General features: G+C 48.0%; 19 protein-coding genes and 1 pseudogene. 1 reads left to right on the forward strand and 19 read right to left on the reverse strand.

What is annotated here, in order from left to right; genetic code table 11:
- Nucleotides 1–9: 9 nt before the first annotated feature.
- The 11 genes from B9A14_RS14950 to B9A14_RS15005 form a co-directional block, all read right to left on the reverse strand.
- Nucleotides 10–1,269 carry an RNA-guided endonuclease InsQ/TnpB family protein gene (locus B9A14_RS14950; RefSeq protein WP_084666632.1) on the reverse strand — a complete coding sequence of 420 codons (1,260 nt, stop codon included), beginning with the start codon at nt 1,267–1,269 and terminating at the stop codon, nt 10–12.
- Nucleotides 1,266–1,607, reverse strand: coding sequence for an IS200/IS605 family transposase (gene tnpA, locus B9A14_RS14955; protein WP_197686639.1), 342 nt, complete (start codon nt 1,605–1,607; stop codon nt 1,266–1,268). The genes B9A14_RS14950 and tnpA overlap by 4 nt, the downstream gene beginning before the upstream one ends.
- A 793-nt stretch (nt 1,608–2,400) precedes the next feature.
- The gene (locus B9A14_RS14960) at nt 2,401–3,117 is read right to left on the reverse strand and encodes a TerC family protein (protein WP_084666633.1); all 717 of its coding nucleotides are present in this window, start codon (nt 3,115–3,117) and stop codon (nt 2,401–2,403) included.
- A gap of 895 nt (nt 3,118–4,012) precedes the next feature.
- Entirely contained in the window at nt 4,013–5,059 is a 1,047-nt protein-coding gene (locus B9A14_RS14970; protein ID WP_172839178.1) for an Ldh family oxidoreductase, read from the reverse strand.
- A gap of 24 nt (nt 5,060–5,083) precedes the next feature.
- Nucleotides 5,084–6,025 (reverse strand): hydroxyacid dehydrogenase, encoded by a 942-nt coding sequence (locus B9A14_RS14975; RefSeq protein ID WP_084666636.1) that lies wholly within the window; start codon nt 6,023–6,025, stop codon nt 5,084–5,086.
- Nucleotides 6,026–6,166: 141 nt separating this feature from the next.
- Nucleotides 6,167–7,198 (reverse strand): tripartite tricarboxylate transporter substrate binding protein, encoded by a 1,032-nt coding sequence (locus B9A14_RS14980; protein ID WP_084666637.1) that lies wholly within the window; start codon nt 7,196–7,198, stop codon nt 6,167–6,169.
- 181 nt (nt 7,199–7,379) lie between these two features.
- The gene (locus B9A14_RS14985; protein ID WP_197686527.1) at nt 7,380–8,885 is read right to left on the reverse strand and encodes a tripartite tricarboxylate transporter permease; all 1,506 of its coding nucleotides are present in this window, start codon (nt 8,883–8,885) and stop codon (nt 7,380–7,382) included.
- 12 nt (nt 8,886–8,897) lie between these two features.
- Nucleotides 8,898–9,392 carry a tripartite tricarboxylate transporter TctB family protein gene (locus B9A14_RS14990; RefSeq protein ID WP_084666638.1) on the reverse strand — a complete coding sequence of 165 codons (495 nt, stop codon included), beginning with the start codon at nt 9,390–9,392 and terminating at the stop codon, nt 8,898–8,900.
- A gap of 49 nt (nt 9,393–9,441) precedes the next feature.
- The gene (locus tag B9A14_RS14995; protein WP_084666639.1) at nt 9,442–10,476 is read right to left on the reverse strand and encodes a sugar kinase; all 1,035 of its coding nucleotides are present in this window, start codon (nt 10,474–10,476) and stop codon (nt 9,442–9,444) included.
- 829 nt (nt 10,477–11,305) lie between these two features.
- Nucleotides 11,306–12,211 carry a dihydrodipicolinate synthase family protein gene (locus tag B9A14_RS15000; RefSeq protein WP_084666640.1) on the reverse strand — a complete coding sequence of 302 codons (906 nt, stop codon included), beginning with the start codon at nt 12,209–12,211 and terminating at the stop codon, nt 11,306–11,308.
- Between the two features lie 382 nt (nt 12,212–12,593).
- Nucleotides 12,594–13,340 carry a GntR family transcriptional regulator gene (locus tag B9A14_RS15005; protein WP_084666641.1) on the reverse strand — a complete coding sequence of 249 codons (747 nt, stop codon included), beginning with the start codon at nt 13,338–13,340 and terminating at the stop codon, nt 12,594–12,596.
- A gap of 207 nt (nt 13,341–13,547) precedes the next feature.
- Here B9A14_RS15005 and B9A14_RS15010 point away from each other — a divergent pair.
- Nucleotides 13,548–13,921: pseudogene (locus tag B9A14_RS15010) on the forward strand (transposase); the annotation flags it as partial.
- 216 nt (nt 13,922–14,137) lie between these two features.
- On the opposite strand, the gene B9A14_RS15015 reads toward B9A14_RS15010, so the two are convergent.
- The 8 genes from B9A14_RS15015 to gatB form a co-directional block, all read right to left on the reverse strand.
- Nucleotides 14,138–15,253: a radical SAM protein gene (locus B9A14_RS15015; protein WP_084666643.1), complete on the reverse strand. Its 1,116-nt coding sequence runs from the start codon at nt 15,251–15,253 to the stop codon at nt 14,138–14,140.
- A 214-nt stretch (nt 15,254–15,467) separates the two neighbouring features.
- A complete protein-coding gene (gene yqeB, locus B9A14_RS15020) occupies nt 15,468–16,268 on the reverse strand; it encodes a selenium-dependent molybdenum cofactor biosynthesis protein YqeB (RefSeq protein WP_084666644.1) in 801 nt (266 codons plus the stop codon).
- 148 nt (nt 16,269–16,416) lie between these two features.
- The gene (gene mocA, locus B9A14_RS15025; RefSeq protein ID WP_084666645.1) at nt 16,417–17,778 is read right to left on the reverse strand and encodes a molybdenum cofactor cytidylyltransferase; all 1,362 of its coding nucleotides are present in this window, start codon (nt 17,776–17,778) and stop codon (nt 16,417–16,419) included.
- 9 nt (nt 17,779–17,787) lie between these two features.
- Complete coding sequence (locus B9A14_RS15030) at nt 17,788–18,324, reverse strand: cupin domain-containing protein (protein WP_084666646.1); 537 nt, start codon at nt 18,322–18,324, stop codon at nt 17,788–17,790.
- Nucleotides 18,325–18,326: 2 nt separating this feature from the next.
- Nucleotides 18,327–18,647, reverse strand: a complete 321-nt coding sequence (locus tag B9A14_RS15035; RefSeq protein WP_231967818.1) for an XdhC family protein — start codon at nt 18,645–18,647, stop codon at nt 18,327–18,329.
- 65 nt (nt 18,648–18,712) lie between these two features.
- A complete protein-coding gene (locus B9A14_RS15040; protein ID WP_084666647.1) occupies nt 18,713–19,486 on the reverse strand; it encodes an XdhC family protein in 774 nt (257 codons plus the stop codon).
- A gap of 3 nt (nt 19,487–19,489) precedes the next feature.
- The gene (locus B9A14_RS15045; RefSeq protein ID WP_084666648.1) at nt 19,490–20,134 is read right to left on the reverse strand and encodes an HAD-IA family hydrolase; all 645 of its coding nucleotides are present in this window, start codon (nt 20,132–20,134) and stop codon (nt 19,490–19,492) included.
- Nucleotides 20,135–20,201: 67 nt separating this feature from the next.
- On the reverse strand, nt 20,202–21,632 hold the full coding sequence (gene gatB, locus B9A14_RS15050; protein WP_084666649.1) for an Asp-tRNA(Asn)/Glu-tRNA(Gln) amidotransferase subunit GatB: 1,431 nt from the start codon (nt 21,630–21,632) through the stop codon (nt 20,202–20,204).
- Between the last annotated feature and the right edge of the window lie 6 nt (nt 21,633–21,638).

A 21,638-nucleotide genomic window follows, 5' to 3' on the forward strand; every position in this document is an offset into this window, starting at 1 on the left:
CCGCCTTCATCAGGCTGCTGCGGCCTTCCTGCACTTTTTAGCCACCGGGGCCAGCACAGACGGCCGCAAGTATACCACCTTCCGGGGCAGGTCTCGGCCTTCAGTAAAGCGGCCGTTCACCGCCAAGTCCAGTATGCCCGAAGCACCTACTACGTCCCGGTGAACCCCGCTGAAGCCGCAGTTCCCGCACCGGAACACCCGGCCGCTCTGCTTCGTATAGTGGCCGCAAACAGGGCATGTGCCGGAAGTACTGCCTTCTTTGATTTGTTCCAGGGCAATGCCATGCCGATTCAGCTTGTACCCGAGAAAGTCGCGCAGCCGTCCAAAGTCCCACTGGTGCATCCGCTGGTTGTGGTAGCGGCCACAGTCCTGCTTCCTTACACCTTGAGGGTCGCCAATGTAGACCTTCTTCATCCCGCGCTCCACGCACCAGTCGACCGCCATTTTCGTGATGGCGTGCTCCACGTGGGATATCTGGGCCTCTACCCAGTTCAAGAACCTGTACTTCGCCTCAAGGAGCTTCCTCCAGCGGTTGGAGCCCTTCTTGCAGCGGGAAAGGGCCTTCTGAAATTTCCTCAAAGTCTTGTTGCGCAGGCGGTGCAGCGACCGCAGGTGCCCCCCGCTGATGACCAGGGCTTCCTTACCGTCAGTCAAGGTTAGGGCGTGGACTTCACCGGGGTCGGCTGCCGCCACGATGTCCCCCTGTACTTTCTCCAGGGCGGGCTTCACCACCGCTATGTGCAGCCAGTACCCGTTGCGGCGCCACACTAGCTGGACCTGCTTTATCTTCAGCCCCTTCAGCCTTTCGGGTAGCTTTACTTTAAGCGGGGGCTTCTTCCAGCCGTTGGACAGCCTGAGATAGCCATCTTCTGCGGTAATACCAGTGACCTTCCAGGTGGGAGTAAAATACCGCTTCAGCCGCCAGGGGTAGCGCCATTCCGTATGGCCTTCTTTATGCAGCTTCTTCGTCCTCTCCCAGCATTCGTAGTAGGTCTCAACGATGGCCTGTACGTCTTGGGAGTGAACTTCGAATCTTCCCTTCAGGAACTCCTTCATCATGGCTTCGTCTATCCAGATGCCGTACCTTAGCCAGAAGAGGCGGTGGATGGTCATCACGGTATTCCATACCCTGGCGGATTCTCTCTGGATTTCCCTGGCTAGTACCTCTTCCTCAGGCTTTAACCGGAGGGGTATTTTTTCTACCAATACATCACCTTCTGGCTTGGTTATACCTTTTTTAGCTAAGGTGCTGTTCTTTAACCAGCTCATCTTCTTTTTACCTCCTTCCGGGGAGACTTCTGTTTCTCAATGTACCTGCAGATGGTTTCGGCGGTGACATTACCAGCAGTGCCGATATAATAGCCCCTGCTCCAGAAGCCGCTGCCCCAGAAGTACTTCTTTTTTAGACCTGGGAACGTGGCAAATACCCTATTAGCGGTGATACTTTTGAGCTGCTTGACGATCTCTGTTGGAGCCACGGTTGGGGGAGCAGAGAGGAAAATATGCAGGTGGTCAGGCATGGTTTCCATCTGGATCAGGTCATAACCGTAAGCGTCGCATATCTCCTGTACCGCTCTTGTGATCGTTTCAGCAATACTCCCTGTAATTACGCCCCCTTCATCCTACCCCACAAGGGGGTAGGTTTTCGGGGACCGGTTTCTATAAACTGGCATAAGCGTCGATCCATTTAACCAGCTCACCATAGGTAACTTGCTGTCCGTAATAGGATAAAGCCGGGTGATTGGTTAGATTTTGATGCCGTTGCGGCAATTGCTAGAGCAGCATAATTTTCTATTTCCTCCATATATTTGTCTGGTATTTTATGGATACCATATTTTCAAATCAGGCCTATAAAAACTTCACCGTAAATCCGGTTTCTCCTGCCCACGGGGAAAATATTTACCAAGGCTCCTAGTGATGGATTTGAGCTACCAGAGGGAGGTCAAGCCCGTTTTGTTAATAAGACAATACACTGAGGAATTCAAAGAGCAAATTTCGGTACCGAGGTAGGCGTTCTACGATGAATTTCAGCGAAATAATGCGAGCCGTGGCGTGTTGGTCGTTTAAGTCCAAATTATTGGGGGACAGTACAACATCACCCCTTGTACTAAAACACAGATTAATACCCAGCCTGCGCCTCTTACTGAACTCAATGAAAAAGCGGGTACTACTTCAATTCGTAGGCCCGCTCAAGACCATCCATGGCGTAAGCCATGGAAACCCCGCACACCTTATTAGAGCCACTTCTACTCTGACAGAATCACAAACGAACAGAATTACTAGTATATCAATGTCAACTGCCGCTGTCAGTTTAAGCCCGATGTCCCCCTGCTCAAGCAGGAAGAACCTTCTCCCCATTGCCCCTAATCCGGCCGCGCTATCGAGCTCTATGAGAGCTTGTCACTCTACTTTAGGGAGTTCTAAAGAACCCTTTCCCACTCGTCGCTGTTTTCTCTTGTTCTCTACCACTCCCCACGCTACAACCATTATGCCCGCGAGAACTGGAATAACCCCGACCAGCATAACTCCTATGTGCTCTGCCAGTGCTAGCCCCCCATCATGAAAAATCATCTTAAATGCCGTATGTGCCAGTACACCAGCACCAACGTAAATTATAAGCGGATATTTGTTCATCAAACTTGCCAACCAGTTGCTTCCCGCAACTAATATAGGTATACTCAACGCTAGCCCAAATATAACCAACCAGACATTGCCATGAGCCGCCCCTGCTACTCCCATAACGTTATCAAAAGCCATAGAAAGGTCAGCCACAATTATGGTAACTACCGCACTCCAGAAACGCGTGCTCGAAGCCACTTTTTCTTCCTCTTCTTCCTGCTTCACTAACTTCCATGTGATAAAAAGTAGGATAGCTCCACCGATGGCGCTGAGGTAAGGTATCTTTAAAAGTAGAGTGGCTATAGCTGTGAGTATCACTCGCAATAAAATAGCCCCACCCGCCCCTATAATTGCTGCGGTCTTCCTTTGTTCCACTGGAAGGTCCTTTATGGCCAGGCCAATCACAGCAGCATTATCGCCAGATAAAGCTAAATCTATTATCACTATGGCCAGTACAGCATAAAGGAAGGATCCTACGTTTGTTAATGCATACCCCATTGAAGCTTGTCCACCTCCGCTTTGTGCTTGGCGCTGCGCCTCCCCTTACGGGGAATGGATACCTTCTTGACACCCAGCCACTCTATACCTCCAATTGGATATCCATCTTATACCGATACATGTAAATTGACCGCTCCCTTTATACGTTAAATTGGACCCTAATCTTATAGGTCATTGTCCCGATTCTAGAAATTACACCTACCCTGGCCCTTAGTACAGATATCTCGAGGCATAACTCCAATTTCAGTTTTGTTTGGGTTTTGCCGGAAATGACTTATGCCATGGCGAAGAAATCAAGGCAGGGACAATAAATACCTGTTTAGGTCTAAATAATTTGCTTCACCTTTTATATTCTAGATCAATATCTTAGCCCGCTACTTTACTCGCTACCTAAGTTTGTCAATAGTAATAATTCCGACTCTCCCCTGTTTTACAGTGAAAAATGCGCCCGTGGGCCCTTCACCGCCTATCTTAACTTGGGACACACCAACACCTTTCCGCTCATCAGCCCATGGATCAATTTCATAAGTTCGTCGCCCTAAATCCTCTAATCTACCCGGCACCATGACGAAAGCGAGCAATACCAACGACAAATGTAAATGCGGCCTGCCGGTACGCCGCTCAGAGTGGGTACCGGAACGTAGTGGACCCGCGGCGGTAGCTACTAATACCAATAGTCCTTTTCCAGCATTACAACTTCAGGCACAAGCATGCCCTCCTATGTCGGCTTTTAACTAACTTTTGACCAATAATTTCGTAGTTTTCAGCTGTGACTTTGAGCAATGTCCACGATATGACTCCTTCCCGTGCCAAGAGCATCGATGCCCTCGGATAAAAAGAAGACACGCCTCACATAAACAGCATTGACTAGTCGGTGTCATACCTTCGATACGTTTTATATTGTAAGGAGAGGTTCCAGCCCTTCATACTCTCCTAGGTTGGCCAATTCCCTTATAACTTCCTCAGGAACTGGAATACCCGTCCGCAATCTTTCCTGCTCTATATTGAACTCTATCTCACCAGGTAAATATATCCTCTCGCATCCTTCAGCTAAATCAGAACTTTTTACTTGAGCTATCAATTGGGCAAGTCGGTGCTTAAACTCGTTTAAAGGCATAATACCTTCAATATTAATGCACCCTACAAAGTGCCCCACACCTTGTGGTCCTGTGAAATCATATATCTGCCGTACATCTCGCCCGAACAGCGAACCAGATAAAACCCCAGACAACACCTCAACCATAAAAGCCAAGCAATATCCTTTGTGGCTTCCAACGGGCAATAAGATTCCGTCCAGCGCCTCCAGTGGATCTTCTGTCGGCCGACCTAACTTGTCTAAAGCCCAGCCCGGAGGTATCTTCTTGCCCTGTTTCGCCATCGCCCTTATTTTATCTCTGGCTACCACAGTAGTGGACATATCCATGACAATGGGAAAGCCTAAGTCCGACGGTACAGCACAAGCAATGGGATTTGTACCTAGGGTCAAGGTTGTACCGCCCCATGGAGGCATGGCTGGCGCTGTATTTGTAAAGACAAACCCTATCATCCCTTTTTCCGAAGCTTGCATCGCTAACAGACTAGCCGCTCCAAAATTGTTACTGTTTCTTATAGCTGCTGCAGCAATACCTGTCTCTTTTGCTCGCTTGATGCACCAATCCATGGCTTCCTTACCAACTACCTGGCCGAAGCCATTGTCACCATCTACCAAAGCCAGAGAGCCGACCTCCGACACCACTCTAATTCTAGCATGGGTATTAATAAGCCCTTGTTTCGCTCGCTTCACATAAGTCGGTAGCCTCATAATACCATGGGAGTCAATTCCCCGCAGGCTAGCACGTACCAGGAACGTCGCTACGGTTTTTGCATCGCTTTCCGTCGCACCAACTCTAATTAATGCTTCAACAGCAAACTTTTCTAAACGGGATGCTTCTACAGATTTCACAATTGCGTTCCTCCCACTCTAGCATTAGGTTTCGACCCAGTTGACAGGATTAAGTGGAACTTGACCATTCAGAACTCTGACCACATCATCGCAAACAGTCTTTACAATCTTTTCTTGAACTTCTCTGGTCATCGCTGCAATGTGCGGTGTTCCAATAACGTTTGGCAACTTTAACAGCGGATCGTCAGGTGAGGGCGGCTCATTATCAAATACATCTATCGCAGCACCAGCTAGTCTTTTTTCCTTTAGAGCTGACAATAAAGCATATTTTTCCACAATCTCGCTTCTCGCAGCATTGATAAGAAACGCTGAAGATTTGACTATTCTCAGTTCCTTTTCACCGATTAGGCCTCTCGTTTCCCTGTTTAGAGGCAGGTGAAGAGTTATAATATCAGCCTCTTTCAAAAGGGTATTAAGGTCAACTAATTCCACGCCATATTGTAGGAACTTTTCTTCTGAGACATAGGGATCATAGGCAATCACTCTCATCTCAAACCCGCTTATTTTCCGTGCAACCCTCTGGCCTATATTTCCAAATCCCACTATTCCTAAGCACTTTCCTTTAAGTTCCATCCCCAACAAGCTCTCTCTCCTCCACTCACCAGCCTTAATTTGTTCTACACCTTCGGGTATTTTTCGCGCCACAGCCAAAATAAGGCCAACTGTAAACTCCGCTACCGAATCTGCGTTAACACTCGGTACGTTAGTAACCCAAATCCCCCGTTGCGTTGCCGTTTCGACATCAATGTTATCAACTCCTACACCGTGTTTAGCTATTATCTTCAAACGCTTGGAAGCCTCTATACACTCTCGGGTTACTTTGGCAAATTTGACTACTATCGCATCGGCATCCACAATTTCCTTCACTAAAACTTCCTGGCTAGGATGTTCTAGGACTTTGACCTCTCCCACGGTCTGCAAAATTCTGAGACCCTCTTCCAGCAACGGCTCCGTAATTATGTGCATGCGGGTTCCATCTCTCTTTCTTGTTTAACTTTCCTCGCCGATACGCATAACGGCTGTTGGAAGAGGGGCTTCTCTCGATCAGAAAAGCCCCTCTTCCCTAAGGTCGTTGACAGAGCTTGAAATAACTAGAGGTTTAGCTGGCTACTTCTTCTGTTGCTTTAAGCTGAACTTATTTGCTAATTCCGTATACGTGTCCTGCTCCTCCTTAAGAAATTTAGCGTATTCGCTCCCGCTCAAGTCGAACTGCTCCAGAAGCTGAGCTTTGAGAAACTCCCGGTATTCAGGGCTATCTAGTGCCTTCTTAAAGATTTCCCTTATCTTATCAAGTACATCTTGAGGAGTTCCCTTAGGAGCAATTATGCCCCTAGGACCATATTGGGTTACATCGTATCCAGCCTCTTTTAGAGTAGGAACTTCCGGGAAGTGCGGACTTCTCTTTTCGCCCAGTACTGCTAATGGCCTAAAATCACCAGACTTTAACAGACCTGCAAAATCGCTAGGTGCATGGCATGCAGCATCAATATGCCCACCCAACAGCTGGCTAGCTACCTCAGCACCACCGGTGCTAGCCGTAACAATATCAAACTTGATGTTTGTCTTGTCCTTCAACTTGTACAAGCCCATTAACCAAGGACTACCGGCAGCCCCAACTCCGATTTTTAGCTTGCCCGGGTTGGCTTTGGCGTCGTTAATTAAGTCTTGGATTGTCTTATACTTACTGTCTTTGCGGACACTAATGAAACCACTTTCTGTGTTAACACCGATAACCGCCTCAAAGTCCTTATAACTTAGTTCTGAAAGTCCCATGGCATTGTTTATCGCCAGGTTCGCTGTAGCAAAGCCTATGGTATAACCATCGGGTTTAGCTTTAGCAACTTCAGTGAACCCTATATTTCCTCCTCCGCCCGGCTTGTTAACAACGGCAACGGTTACTCCGTCCCGCTGTATTAACTCCGCGAGCTTTCTCGCCGTCTGGTCAGTTCCTCCGCCCGCAGCAAAAGGTACTATTAGGTTGATAGGTTGCTTAGGAAACTTTTCCTTGCTCACCTTCGTTTCTGACGTAGTCGAGGAGCTGGTATTGGTTTGACCTTTACCACAGCCACCAACGAGGGCCAGTACAAGCATAGTAGCTACAAGGATAGCAATATACCGCGCCTTTTCGTAAAGTTTCATAATTGTTCCTCCCCTCCCAACCTCAAATTTTTCTTTTTTGTGGGGTCCCGGTTACTCACAGAACTCAGATTATATTCGCCTACCGACTAGACCTCTACTTCATTTCATGTATCCCTCCTTCCATCCTACAGCAGCTCCCCTTTCTAAATGGATAATATTAGACAATTCTCCTTATCCTCTACTAACGCGCTTCGCTACTACGTAAATACACCGTTGTAATGTACTTGAACCCTCTATACAGTAAAATGGCAGTTGCTATTCCTAACATTATCCCAGATATTGGTCTTTCGAAAAACTGCACTATGCTACCGTTTGTTAATACTAACCCAGCCCTGAGTCCCGTTTCCAGCGTCCTTCCAAGAACAAGGCCTACAATAAGAGGGGCACCATCAAACCCCGCCTTCTCGGCAAAATACCCAACAATTGCAAACACCATTACTAGCCAAAGGTCAAAGATGTTGTTATCAATACTGTAGGCACCAGTAAGAGTAATTAGCAGTATTAGAGGCATAAGAATCTTCGCTGGCACCCTCATTATGGAGGCAAATACTCCTACTAGTGGCAAATTAAAAATCAGCAGTGCTATATTCCCAATATACATGCTGGCAATCACTGTCCAAAATAGGTCTGGGTGCTGGCGAATTAGTAACGGCCCTACTGTAACACCATGCACCAGTAACCCACTTAAGAGGATGGCTGTTGCTGAGTTAAAGGGTAGACCTAGCGATAACAGCGGTACCATGGCACCAGCGCTAGCGGAATTATTTGCTGATTCTGGCCCCGCTACACCCTCAATGGCGCCCTTTCCAAATTCCTCCGGATGTTTTGATAACTTTTTTTCTAGCTGGTATGACACGAGGGATGATATAAAATTTACCGGCCCAGGTAGAAATCCAATCAGGAAACCTATAATTCCCCCCCTAAACATAGGCATGACGGAACGTCGTAGTTCTTCCTTCGTGGGATATAGCTCTCGTAGCCTCGGAGTTTTAACATAACCCTGCTGTACATTACTACCTACTACTCTTAGCACTTCGCTAATCCCGAAAAGGCCCATGGCAACTAGACTAAAGTCGATGCCCAACTCTAAATCAGTAAGCCCAAACGTTAGCCTTTTAACACCTTCACGCGGGTCAAGCCCAATGGTGCTTAGCATTATCCCCACTAAAACCATAAGTAGTGTCTTGAGCATAGATTTGCCGGTCAGATTGCTTAGTAATATAAGGCCGAGAACGGCAAGAGCAAAATATTCGACAGGTCCAAAACGAACCGCGAACCTAGCCAGCGGCGGAGCAAAAAACTGCAAGCCTATTACACCTATAGTTCCCGCCACGAAGGAGCCAATTGCCGCAACCGCCATCGCTGCCCCAGCACGTCCCTTTTTAGCCATTTCGTAGCCGTCTATACACGTAATTACCGATGCAGTCTCTCCCGGTATCCTTGCTAAGATTGCTGTAGTTGAACCACCATACATTGCGCCATAATAAATGCCAGCTAACATTATGATCCCGGCACTTGGATCCATTCCAAAGCTCAAAGGTAGTAGCATTGCCATTGCAGCAGTCGGACCCAATCCTGGTAAAACACCAGTAATGGTTCCCAAGACCGCTCCTAAAAGGCATGCCATCAAATTGTAGGGCGTGACAGCTCGCTGTAAACCCAGAATAAAATCAGCTCCGAAGCCCACCTTTTTTACCTCCTATAAAGCAAGTATTCCTTTCGGGAGGGGAACCTTTAACCAAACGGCAAATACTACATATGCTACAACAGAACATACCACGGATAAAATAACCGGCCTCCACCAGCCTTCCACCCGCATGACCCGCAACAAATACAACATCAGGCAGAAAGTGCTTATTAAATAACCAAGGGTTTCTAGCACAATAATGTATATTATTACACCAATAGCAAATAAAATTATTTTTGCTTTATCCTCTTCTGTTAATGTTTCATCACTTTTCTCCGCTTTCGCTGGTGTTTCCTCTTTCGCTCTATTTACCTTTCCTCGATTCATTACGATATAGCTGTTAATTAAGATGATAGTTGCGATCGCGGCTGAAGCTATTCCCACTACAAGCGGCAAAAATCCTGGTCCAGGTGCAGCAAGAGTTCCCACCCTCAAGGATAGCGACTTCCATGTGTAAATTAAGGAGAAAATTAGTATAGATGCCGCAAAATATCGTTCCCACCTCAATCTTCACAATTCCTCCTTTCCATTTTTACCCTGCAACGCTTTCAGCCTGCTATCTCCTTACTTCGTACGTTAGTGCCCCTGGAAAACCAACCCCAGACTCGACTACTTCTGAGTCAATTAGTTGTGTAAGCTCAACAACTTTATCCGACTCAATTAGCCGTGTAAGTTGCTCCATCCTTACAAGAGGATAGTTTACATCCGAAAGGCTTAGTTTCAGAGCAGCCATAGCCGAACCCCAGGCAAGGCCCATTTCGGTGCTACCTTTCAAGAAACCGTACAAGAAGCCTGCACAGAAGGCATCCCCTGCGCCGAACCTATTAACCACTACACCAGGATACTTCTTTTTTACTTTGTACACGTGGTTCCCATCGTATGCCACGGCACCCTCGGGGCCTAGTTTAAGGACAGCAACTTGGCATCCAAAGCGTTCACAAATTTCTCTTGCTACTTCCCCTGGCTCTCCTACAAGCGCGAATAATTTTTGGGCTTCCTCCTGATTTAAGAACAACACATCTACCTTATGGCTAATTTCACCGATTAAGCGGGTAGCTGCTGAGGCTTCCCATAAACTCGAACGAAAATTAACATCGAATGAAGTACTAAGACCATAAGATCGCGCGAATTTGAACGCCTCTACAGTAGTTTTGAAGCACTCATCACTGATAGCCGGTGTTATACCTGTGATGTGTAGATGCCTAGCCATTTTCACAAATTCCCAGTCAACATCTCGGTGAGAGAGTTCACTTCCTGCACTTCCTTTTCGGTCATAGATCGCAATACTAGGGCGAGGATCAATCCCAAGTTCTATAAACATAATTCCAATTTTTTCTGTTGATCCCCATACAACCCTACTCGTATCTACTCCCAATCCCCTAATGGTATTGAGAATATTCTCACCAACAGGGGTTCGGGGTAGCTTTCCAATCCAAGCGGTTTTGAGGCCTAACCTGGTAAGCCCAATAGCTACATTGAGTTCAGCCCCACCTACTAGTACCTCGAGGCGTCTTGCATTTTCAAGGGTCCCGTACCCTTCTGGCCTCAATACTAATAATGCTTCTCCTATAGTGATTACGTCGATAGACATAGTTGAGTAATTTCGCCCCTTGTAGTTAACGTGCTAACTGTTTATGACTTTATATGTGATGAGTTTTAATTTTATTAAGCTGATGCTCACAGGTGGTAATTGTATCCATTTGGTTACCAATTAGTTTATTACCTTTAAATACCATTTTGGGTGCCTTGTAATTTGTCTAGTCTTCGTATTTTTATGTTTCCCAGATTTAACCACAATATAGCTGCTCGTACCAGAGAAAATTCTATACCGAAATCAAACCTGGCCCTTGCCTCTAACTATGTATCTACAGCTAGACTGGACTTTTCGGGTTCCAGAAAGAATCCAGTTAAGTGATAGATACCAAAAATACAGAGTATGACCTCGAACGTACATACCTCCTTCTTACTTAGGCGTAAGCCTTCCGCCTTCCTTAACCAGTAAATCTTCGCTCGCATAATTTCCGAACACCACCCTCTCAAGAAGAGACAGCTACACACTAGTACAACCGTTCTTCCCCCCGGGAGTACTTTTTGGATGTTGTTTGTTCTCGGCTAACCTTTCTCGGTGTCCAAATCTGCCGTGGTCTTAAGTACAACGCGCCTACCACTGGTTCTGTGAAAACAGCGTGAATAACCCACTATCTAAACATTATCACTCTCGTGGTCTTCCGGTGATGCTTGTGGAAGAAAACCTTCCACCTGAGCCGCACACAATAGGATAGCAGGCCAGTCGGTACCTACTCAGGTTGAAAGACTTCACAACCATGTACCGACTGGCTCTGCCGTACTCCTTTCAGTAACAATCCATGCGGCGCTCTCTTATAATTCACAGACTATATAAAAGCTCCCGCCAGCTTATTTTAAAGCAATCCCAGTGTTTTTAGCCGCTGTTCAACGATATGGTAATTTTCACTACTGATTTCCCGCCACGGCTTACGACAAGTTCCTGGATCTACCCCACGCATGCGTAAAATTGAATAACACCCTGCAGGCCTAAAACCTTCTATGGCCTGAAGTTTCCGTACCTCAATTAAAGTGAGCTGAAGCTCTGCAGCACGTTTGTGATCGCCTTGAAGTATAGCATTATAAAGTTCCAACACAACTTCAGGTAGGACGTTCGCCGTGCCGGCGACACAGGTTTTCGCACCTAGAAGGAATGCTGGATAGAGAAGCCCTACTGTTCCAGTCATGAAATTAAAATCAGGATATTTACTCCCAACCTCACGAATATACTCAGCAAATAGCATGAAGTCTCCGCTGCTGTCTTTTAGTCCACGTACACCTACGTCGGCAAGCTTTAGAAGAAGACTCGGGGTTACGCAGTAACCCGTAGTCTTAGGATTATTGTAGAGATAAACAGGTATATTCACAGATTTAACAAGGTGCTCAAAATGCTCAATAATGTGTATCTCCTTATAAGCGAACCCAGAATAGTAGAACGGTACGACACTAGAGACCGCCGCAGCTCCGACGGATTCCGCATGCTTTGCAAGTTCAACTGTCATTGCCGTGGAGGGTGCCCCAACTTGAACTATCACTGGTACGCGCCCTGCCACTTCGTTAAGTATAATTTCTACAACACGTTTTCTCTCTTGCTCCGTCATGAGGGGAAAACTTCCATATGATCCGGTAATAAAGAAGCCGTGGACTCCTCTTTCCAGAAGGAAATTTACCACATTACGGATACCTTTCTCGTAGATTTCACCTGTTTCGGTAAACGACGTAATCAGAGGTGGTAGAATTCCCGTTATATTATCGCTAGACATTAGATTACCTCCTTTTAGATCAAGACTATTAACTTTGTAACTTACGAGATATCTCACATTTAGGCGGGCTTTTCTTGAGTATTTGCTGCTCTTCAGCTATAATTTATATATGAGAGGGGTAAGTCCATGCTATTTAAAGTATTTTACTGTTTCCTTATGCTTCTTTGCTCCCACACAAAGGAGCTAGCGTGAGGAGGGAACACTGCTCCATTTCAAAGCAATATAGTATATAGTATAGTGAACCTTTGTGTCTATGTTCGATATTTTACTCTTTCTCAAACCTGATGCTCCTCATTCATCACCCCCTTCCGCTTGTTATAGCAAAAACTAGGTAAGAACCTAATAATTTAAGTGGACTTACCCACTCCTTGATTTTCCTCCTTTACCTCAATTTTCGACCCACAAGCTCATAACTCTGAACTGTTAATTTAAACATATCTCCCCGATATAAGCTCCTACCGTAGCGGACAGGTTCGTTACCTTCACTGTAAAGAATACCCTCAACAAGTAAGAGCGGATCTCCCTCTTTAATACCCAAAATCGATGCTTCAGTACTCGTCGCTATTTTAGCTTGTACTGTTTCACGGGAATGTGCTAGCCTTATTCCGCACTTCTGTTCTAACGTTGCGAACAACGAGTTTACGCTTAAATCAACGTCTAGAACGGCTGCATACCTTGGAAAAGGCAAATAAGCCCATTGCAAAACGGCTGGTACTTCATCAACGATACGCAAGCGTTGAATTTCTATGACCTTTTCTCCTGGAGCTATATTTAAGTTGCTTGCCACTATATTCGAAGCCGTGACTACTCCAGCAGACACCACACGAGTGGTTACTCGAAAGCCTTGTTGTACCATCTTTTGCATAAAACCTATCATTGTAGTTAACTGGCTAGTTATTTTCGGAGTAGCCACAAAGCTTCCTTTACCTGCCCGCCGAAAGATCCACCCTTCAGCAACCAGTTCAGCAATAGCTTGCCTTGCAGTTTGACGACTAATATTAAACTCTTTCACCAGTTCCCATTCCGACGGTATTCGATCACCAGGCTTTAAAATTCCTTTTTGAATCTGTTCCCTAAGATAATTGGCTACTTGATAGTAGAGAGGCACCGCACAATTGCGATCAATCAAATTGACACCTTCCTTGTTGGTGCTATACCGTACTTGTCCGTACAGGATGTTACGTGTATATTATTCGACGTGTTTATTTGGATTCCTTCTTAACTCAAAAAGTTTTTTTTATAGCCAACAATCCTTCCAGCCATCAATGGGAATGTAAAATAAACTGTGTAAACCCCTCTGGATAAAATGTTAAACTTAAGCCAGGGGGTAGGACTAATGGTATGCATACTTTCCAAAGAACAACTTCCGGCCTTCATCAAGGAGAACTATTTGGTAACTGCCCACCGTGCTCAAGAAGCAGTTAAGGCCTTGTACGGCCAGCTTATCGAAGAGATGCTCGAAGCCGAACTTGAACATGAATTTGGCTACAGCCGGTACGACTACCGCAACAAAAGGATTGATAACGCAAAAAACGGACACACTAGGAAAACAGTCAAATCTGAACTTAGTCCTCTGGAGATCAAGGTCCCCCGTGACCGTAAGGGTGAATTTGAGCATATAGTACTCAAAAAGTACCAAAGGCATATCTCCACCATTGAAGCCCAAATACTATCCATATATATGCCAAGGGAATGAGCACCCGCGATATATCCTATTATGACCGTATGCTAATAAAATTATCGTTTTTCGCAGGAGAAAAGACAACAAAGGCGAGCCGCGGTGCTCGCCCTGGATAGTCAAGCTGCCTGTTTACCAAAACACCGGCCGCTGAAGGCCCTGGCCTTCATTTAGCCATGGGGTGGAAGTCAGTTTGGATCCTACGGGACCCCTGTTCTAACACATCAGAAGGATAAAGCCGAAGCTGGCTAGCGAAGCAGGTGGAGGTTGGCCAGGCGAACCCGAGTGAGGCCTGCCTCCCGGGCCGCGTAATAGCAATCCTCTGCCTCTTCCCGGGTCACCAAAGGCAGATCATCCAAAAGATGGGTAGGGGCAAAGGCCAGCAGAGTGTATGGAATGGAAGAGTTGAGGTTGGCTAAGAAGCGGGCTATACCAGCTACTTCTCGCCTACCTACGTAGCCCGGTACTAAGAGAGTGCTGGCTACCAACAGGGGAGGGTCAGGGCGCTGGTCAAAGTAGCGGGAAAGATACCGAAAATTAGCCAGGGTCTGCCGGTTGCTTACGCCTGTGAGGAAGCGGTGGAGGTCGTCATCCCAAGCCTTAAGATCAAACTTGATTACCCCGCCCGAAGCCAGGGCCAGTTCCACCATGGGTTCGAGGTAGCGAGGGTGTAGGTTGCCGTTGGTTTCCCAGCAGACGCGCATTATCCTATCCTCCGCCTTCTTGAGGGCCCGGCGGGCTACGGCCAAGGTGAAAGGCATCTGGGGTGAAGGGTCGCCGCCGAAAAAACAAATGCAAGCTGTCCTTTCGTCGAGGGAATTTACAAGATCGTCTAAGGTTAGGAGGGGTTCTCCCTTCCCAGCCATTTCACGGTAAGTGCTATTTTGGCAGTAAAGACAATCAAAAGAACACGCTCCTAAAAATACGGCTAAATTTTGGTAGCCTACTTCGGGTCCGGGTCGGTAGGCGTACTTAGGGTAGCCAGCGCCAGTACCCCCCGGGCAAACCCATCCAGCTACGCAATTGGTGGGAAGGGGATCGAAATAAAAACTTCCTAGACCGAACCGGGCAGTCCCGGCCCTAGAAATAAGTTTGCCGTCCCTGGAATAACGCAGGCGGCAGAAACCTTCTTGCCCTTCACCTAACTGGCATCGGTTACCACAAAGAAGACAGGTAATACCCCCGGGGGTACGCGGAGGTGAAAAAGGAGGGAAGATACGACTACGCCGGTGGGCAGCTTCCGCGACTTCTTCGCCCAGGTGGGGATTTTGTTTCAGACATTCACCACAAAGGTACCTCAAGACACGGGCTGCCGGTCGCCCTGAATTACAGTGTCGGCACTCTACCCATTTTTTTCTCCGCACGTAGTCAACAACTCCTTACCCTGCGGGAGGATAAAAGACCGTCCTCTTATCCCCAAAATCAAGTTTTCCCAGAATAACTTTAATCAAATAAGTATTCGTTAACGCTTCCCCCTTCTGGGCTTGGCTACTATTCTCAGCCCTGTATTAGCTGAGTTTCTATCTTGTCCCTCACCAGCAATTTGCGAGGTCCATTAAAAAACCTGGGCTAAAATAATTATGAGAAACGTATTAAATATAAAATAGCCTCCAATACTCCTCCGGCCACAGCCCGGGCTTTATCAGAAATGCTAAAGCAGTGCTTAAGACTTGCGCGGGGATCTACATCGCCCACCTTCATGCCTTTGGTTACCCATAGCCCGTCGTGCAATAATCCGCGCAAGACTCCTCCTATAGTAGATATTACGGGGCTATCACCTACCTTAGCTACAGCTTCACCTGGTTGAACTTGGTCACCGATACTTTTTATTCCCTGGAAGACCCCTTCGTCAGGAGCCCTTAAAACCCTTTCCACTGTATACCCTGCCACTTCTCCTGGAACGCCAGTATTAGGCCTGGCCTCACCTTCTAAGATCACCCGGCCTAAATCATGCCCTCTCTGAGTCTCAATTACGGCGTGGGCATCCCGCCCCGCCTGGAAACCTGGACCCAAAGCTATAACAACGGGCGCTTCATCTATCCGGGTACCCAGGTTAGTTTTAGCCATAATAGCATCCACCACTACCTGAGGCTTAAGCTCTCCCACAACCTTTGCCTGGGGATCTACTATCACCGCTATCTCGCCAGAAGTAGCTACCCATAAAGCTTCCCGGGCATCTTTTACTAACCTTCCTCGAACCCCTTCCACCACTGTAGTGCCGGAGTACACAGCCTCGGCAAAAGCCACCGTCCTGCGAATCACTGTAGGTTGGGGAATCTCGGTCATAACAATATTAAAACCCGCCCTCCAAAGCCGGTGGGCCACACCGCTGGCCAGGTCCCCTGCCCCTTTAATGACAACCAATTTTTCCCGGATCATTTCTTTTATGCCCCCAATTATTCTCCTTTATTTCGTTCATTTATTTCATTTTGCTGTACATTTCATCCCTCTGTCCTGAACATGGCCGACGCCGCCGGTGACACCACGTCAGTAGAGTGTATCTCCAGTGGCTTGGGTGCGGTTCCTTTCAGGTTTCCTTAAGCCAACGGAGATAATCTTCAGGGGTGTCTATATCTTCCACCACTCCAGCACAGTCTACCTGCACGGGGAGGACCTCCTCTGGATAGCGGTTTAAAAGGTCCCTAGCCCCTTTATCACCCTCCAAGGAGAATATTTCCCTCCACAAAGAGCGGTCCAGTAAGACCGGGTTACCCCTTCGTCCTTGGTAGTATGGTACAACAATCTTTTTGCCTGTCTTCAAGTAAGCCTCAGCCAAAAGTTGCAATACAGAATAGGTTACTCCAGGCTGATCACCTAAAAGAACTAAAGTAGCCTTAACCCGGGGCGAAAGACCCAAAAGGCCAGCTTTAAGGGAAGTGCTCATCCCTTCCCGCCAAGAGGGGTTAAAAATTAGGTGAACGGGATACCCTTTAAAAAGGGGAACTATCTTTTCGGCTCTATGTCCTAAAACTACGACCACTTCGCCCATCCCAGATTGTATGGCTGTACTAACCACTCGCTGGACCATGGTAAGCTCCCCGGTAGGTAGAAGTTGTTTAGTAGCTCCAAAACGCCGGGCTTCCCCCGCCGCTAAAACAATAATCCCTAGGTTAGTGGAGGAACATGCGGCCCCCACAAGGATCTGCCGCACGGGAGCCCCGGTTTTTAGCGCACCTAAAATCACCCGTTCTGGTCCATATCTAAAAAGCTCTTCGGCCAGCAAGCGCCCCGCTTCCTGTTCCTCCCTTCCTTCAGCCTGGTTTAGAAGGATAACCCAGCGGGAACTCTCTGGCACACCTTTCCTTCCCCCTAGCGGGTGCCCCAAAAGGGTAGCCGTCAGGGGAATGGTTACTTTATTCGGTAATTCCCCTTTGTTCCATAACCCTGGAATCAATTCAGCCCGATGCACCCAAGGCCTCTCTAAAGGTTTTCCTAAAACCTTTAGCCCCATTACAGTGATGACCAAGGTGCTTTCCCCAGGAATAACCGGTTCGTGGTCTGCTGGGACTTTTAACCCCGCACCTTTTGCCCCGTCGCCTTCTATAAGGAGATAATCTACAGGGAGGCGGGCCAGATAGGAAATCCCTTCTAGAGAAAGACCTAAAAGCTTTCCCTCTTCCCCTATGCGGCTGCCGCAGGTGACTAAATTGCTTTTTCTAAGCTTTTCCTTTACCTTCTCCAATAATTCTGGGATCGAAGGAGATATCACAGGCTCCGCTAATTCCTGGGCCTGAGACAGTAACATTTTGGTGGTAGTAGTGACGATGACCCGCTTATCTTGAGCCGCCAGCTCCCGGGCAAGACACATAAGGGCAGAGGTTTTCCCCCCTGCCCCTACCAGGGTGATAATCTCCTTCTCCTTAAGCTCTAGGGCTAGGTTAAATTGCATATCGCCAACCTAGAATAAAGGCGGTGTTATGGCCGATAAAAACACTAGCTCCTTGTCCCCAGGGTTCCATAACTTGTGGGGCACTGCTGCATAATAGTATATGCTGTCACCCTCCTCTAAGTGGTAAACCTCGCCCCCTATATCAATATCCATGCATCCTTCTAGCACCACAATACATTCTTCCCCAGGATGGGACAAGGGCTCATCAGAGCTAGCGGCCCCCGGTTCCAGCCGGGCCATCATAACTTCCATCTTGCGGTTAAGATCCGGGGAAGGAAGCTCATAGGTTAAGTGCGATTGAGGAAAGCGTAGTACTTTACGTTGATCCCGCCGTACAACTGGACTGTGCTCTTCATGATTAAGAAGGAAGTAAAATATGGGTACCTCCAGGGCTTCGGCTATTTTCCGCATGGAGGTAATAGAGGGGTCCGCTAAGTCCCTTTCCACCTGGCTTAAGAAACTCGAGGTAAGCCCTGTCTTCTCAGCTACTTCCTTAAGGCTCATACCCTTCTCACGGCGAATTTGGCGAATCTTTTTCCCTAGCATCGTCAACCTCCCATGGGCTCTAGAAAGACATCCATGATCCCCCCGCAGACCATACCTTCACCTTCCGCCACGTCTGCTGTAAGGTCTAGACGGAATAGCTCAGGCTTTTTCTTGCGGAGGACTTCTAATGCCCTTTGCCTGATCTCAGCCTCAGCACACCCACCACCCAGGGTACCCAATATACGCCCATCGGGCAGGATAACAGCGCTCGTCCCCACCTCCCGTGGCGTGGAACCCCGGGTACGGACAATAGTGGCTAGCACAAAGGCTTCGCCCTGCTCCAATAAGTGAATAATATCCTTTAGTAGCTCCTTATTCACCATGTTACTATCCCTTTTTTACATTATACAACATTTTTTGCCCTTTTCCTTCTATATTGATTATAATTTTACCCTGATTTAACTTCCTTCCCCTGGCGATAGACCTGGATTATTTCAGCTAAAATACTTACCGCAATCTCAGCCGGCGTTTCAGCCCCAATATCTAACCCGATAGGAGCATAGACCCGTGCTAGCCTTTCCCTAGGGACCCCTTCAGCAGCTAGTCCCTCCATAATCCCTTTTACCTTGCGTGAGCTACCGATCATGCCTATATACGCGGCAGGGGAGCTAATCACCCGGCGGAGGCAATCATAATCGTGGCGGTGCCCTCGGGTAACAATGACTACATAGGTGGAGGGATCAATGGAGATCCTATCTAAGGCTGAGGCAAAAGAATCACAGATAACCTCATCAGCCTGGGGAAAAAGCTGACGGTTAGCGAACTCCGGCCGGTCATCAACTACGGTGACCCGGTACCCCACCTCTTTAGCCAGGGTAGCTACTTTCTGGCCCACATGACCTCCACCTAAAATTAAAAGGTGGGGCTCTGGTAATACCGGCTCCAAGAAAACATCTACCCACCCTTCACCTAAGGGTACATGAACCCACTGGGGCTTACGCCGCTTAAGAACTTCCTCCACTTGAGAAGCGATTATCCCTTCTACCTCTTTATTACCCAGCTCTCCTACCCCGGGGCCGGAAAAGTAATAAAGCTTCCTAGCTCCGGGTTTTAAGACCTCCTTAAGCTCCGGGCTAACCTGGAGGATCCTTGCGGCTACCGCGGCACGGTTTTCCTCTAAGGCTTGCTGTAAGGCCCGGTAAAAGGCCAGCAAAATAGCCACCCCCTAAGAAGTTCCTAAGGCTAAAGCCACCACTTCCGCCATAGACTCCGCCCAAAAATCCGGCTGCGCGTCAATAAAGCGCTGGCGAGGAACATGGCTCCAGCCCGCGGCCACTGCTACTACCCCGGCGGCCCGGGCTGCAGCTATATCATGAGGGCTATCCCCTACCATAAGAGCCTTTTCTGGAGGGATCCTTAATGCTTCTAAGCACTTAAGCACCGGCTCAGGCCTCGGTTTATGGGTGTTTACATCTTCCATGGTTATAATGGCCTGAAAAAAATCCTCTAGCCCAAACAACCGTAACCCGTACAAAGTAGTATCCCGGACCCGGGAGGTTACAATACCCATGCGGACCCCCGCCTGGTGTAGCTCCTTAAGGCCTTCCCTAACCCCTGGGCACAAGCGCACCAGCTCGTTGTAATGTTCCTCGCTATACCGCCTATATATTTCCACCATTTCTTCTACCTTCTCCGGTACAAAGGCTTCCAGGCCCTCCCGTAAGGGAACACCAAAATAAGGGTAGACTTCCTCTGGTGCCACCACGCGCCCAAGATAGGGATATAGGGTGTATTGAAAGGATTTAATAACTAATTCAGAGGTATCCAGCAGGGTACCATCCAGGTCAAAAAGCACACCCTCCCGAGCCATTGCGCTTACCCTCCTTATCTCCCACTAGAACCGCTTAAACCTCTCTTGCCTAATAAGCAAATCCCGCTTAGATCCTCTCCTTTAAGAGCTGGTTTACCAGGCTCGGATTAGCTTTACCCCGGGTCTCCTTCATAACTTGCCCTACGAGGAACCCCAAAGCCTTTTCCTTTCCCTTCCGGTAATCCTCTACCACTTTAGGATGGGTAGCCAAAACCTTCTCCACAATGGCTGTAAGCTGGTCCACATCGGTTATTTGCGTCAACCCTTTGGCCTCCACGATCTCCCGGGCTCCCCGTCCCGTAGCGAACATTTCTTCCAAAACTTCTTTAGCGATGCGGATGCTGATAGTGCCTTCCTGTTGGAGTTTAAGGAGTTCGGCCAGGCTCTCAGGTGAGACCGGTGCTTCCTGGGGCTCTAACCCCTTAGCATTTAGTAAACGTAAGAAATCCCCCATTAGCCAGTTGCTAACCTGCTTGGCATCCGGGAAAAGGGCCACCGTCCTTTCGAAGTAATCGGCCAAAGCCTTGGACCCCGTTATCACCCTAGCATCATATTCTGGCAAACCGTATTCCCGTATCAACCGCTCTCGCCGGGCGTCGGGCAGCTCAGGCAAGGTAGACCTTACCCGCTCTATCCATTCTTGTCCGATGGCCAAGGGAACCAAATCGGGTTCGGGAAAGTACCGGTAATCGTGGGCCTCTTCCTTGCTGCGCAGGCTGTAGGTGACCTGGCGCTGTTCATCCCAGGCCCTCGTCTCCTGAATTACCCTCTCCCCCCGCTCCAAGATAGAGATCTGGCGCTCTATTTCATAACTTAAGGCCCGGTGTAAGGCCCGGAAAGAATTCATATTTTTAACCTCTGTTTTAGTACCGAAGGCAGTGGAACCTTTAGGCCTTACAGACACGTTGGCGTCGCAGCGTAAGGATCCTTCCTGCATCTTACAATCGGATACCTCAAGGTATTCTAAAATGGCCTTAAGCTTTTCCATATAGGCCCGGGCTTCATCGGGGCTCCTCAAGTCAGGGGCGGACACGATCTCCAGTAAAGGAACGCCGGCCCTGTTATAGTCTACCAGGGAATAATCGGCCCCCGGCTCCTCGGCATGGATAAGCTTGCCTGCATCCTCTTCCATATGCACGCGGATGATACCCACCCGTTTTTTTACCCCGTCCACTTCTATCTCTAGATATCCGTCCCGGGCCAAAGGGAGATCGTATTGGGATATCTGGTAATTTTTGGGTAAATCGGGGTAATAATAATTCTTACGATCAAACTTACATACAGGGGCTATGGTACAGTTGAGGGCCAAAGCCGTCTTTATCCCAAACTCCACCATCTGTCGGTTGATAACTGGCAGGACCCCGGGTAATCCTAGACATACAGGGCAAACTTGGGTGTTGGGAGGAGCCCCAAAGGCTGTGCTACAACTGCAGAAGGCTTTGGAAGCTGTTTTAAGCTCCACATGAACTTCAAGGCCGATGACCGCTTCGTATTCCATTTAAGC

It is taken from the genome of Thermanaeromonas toyohensis ToBE, from assembly GCF_900176005.1.
GTDB classification, from domain to species: domain Bacteria; phylum Bacillota; class DSM-521; order Neomoorellales; family Neomoorellaceae; genus Thermanaeromonas; species Thermanaeromonas toyohensis.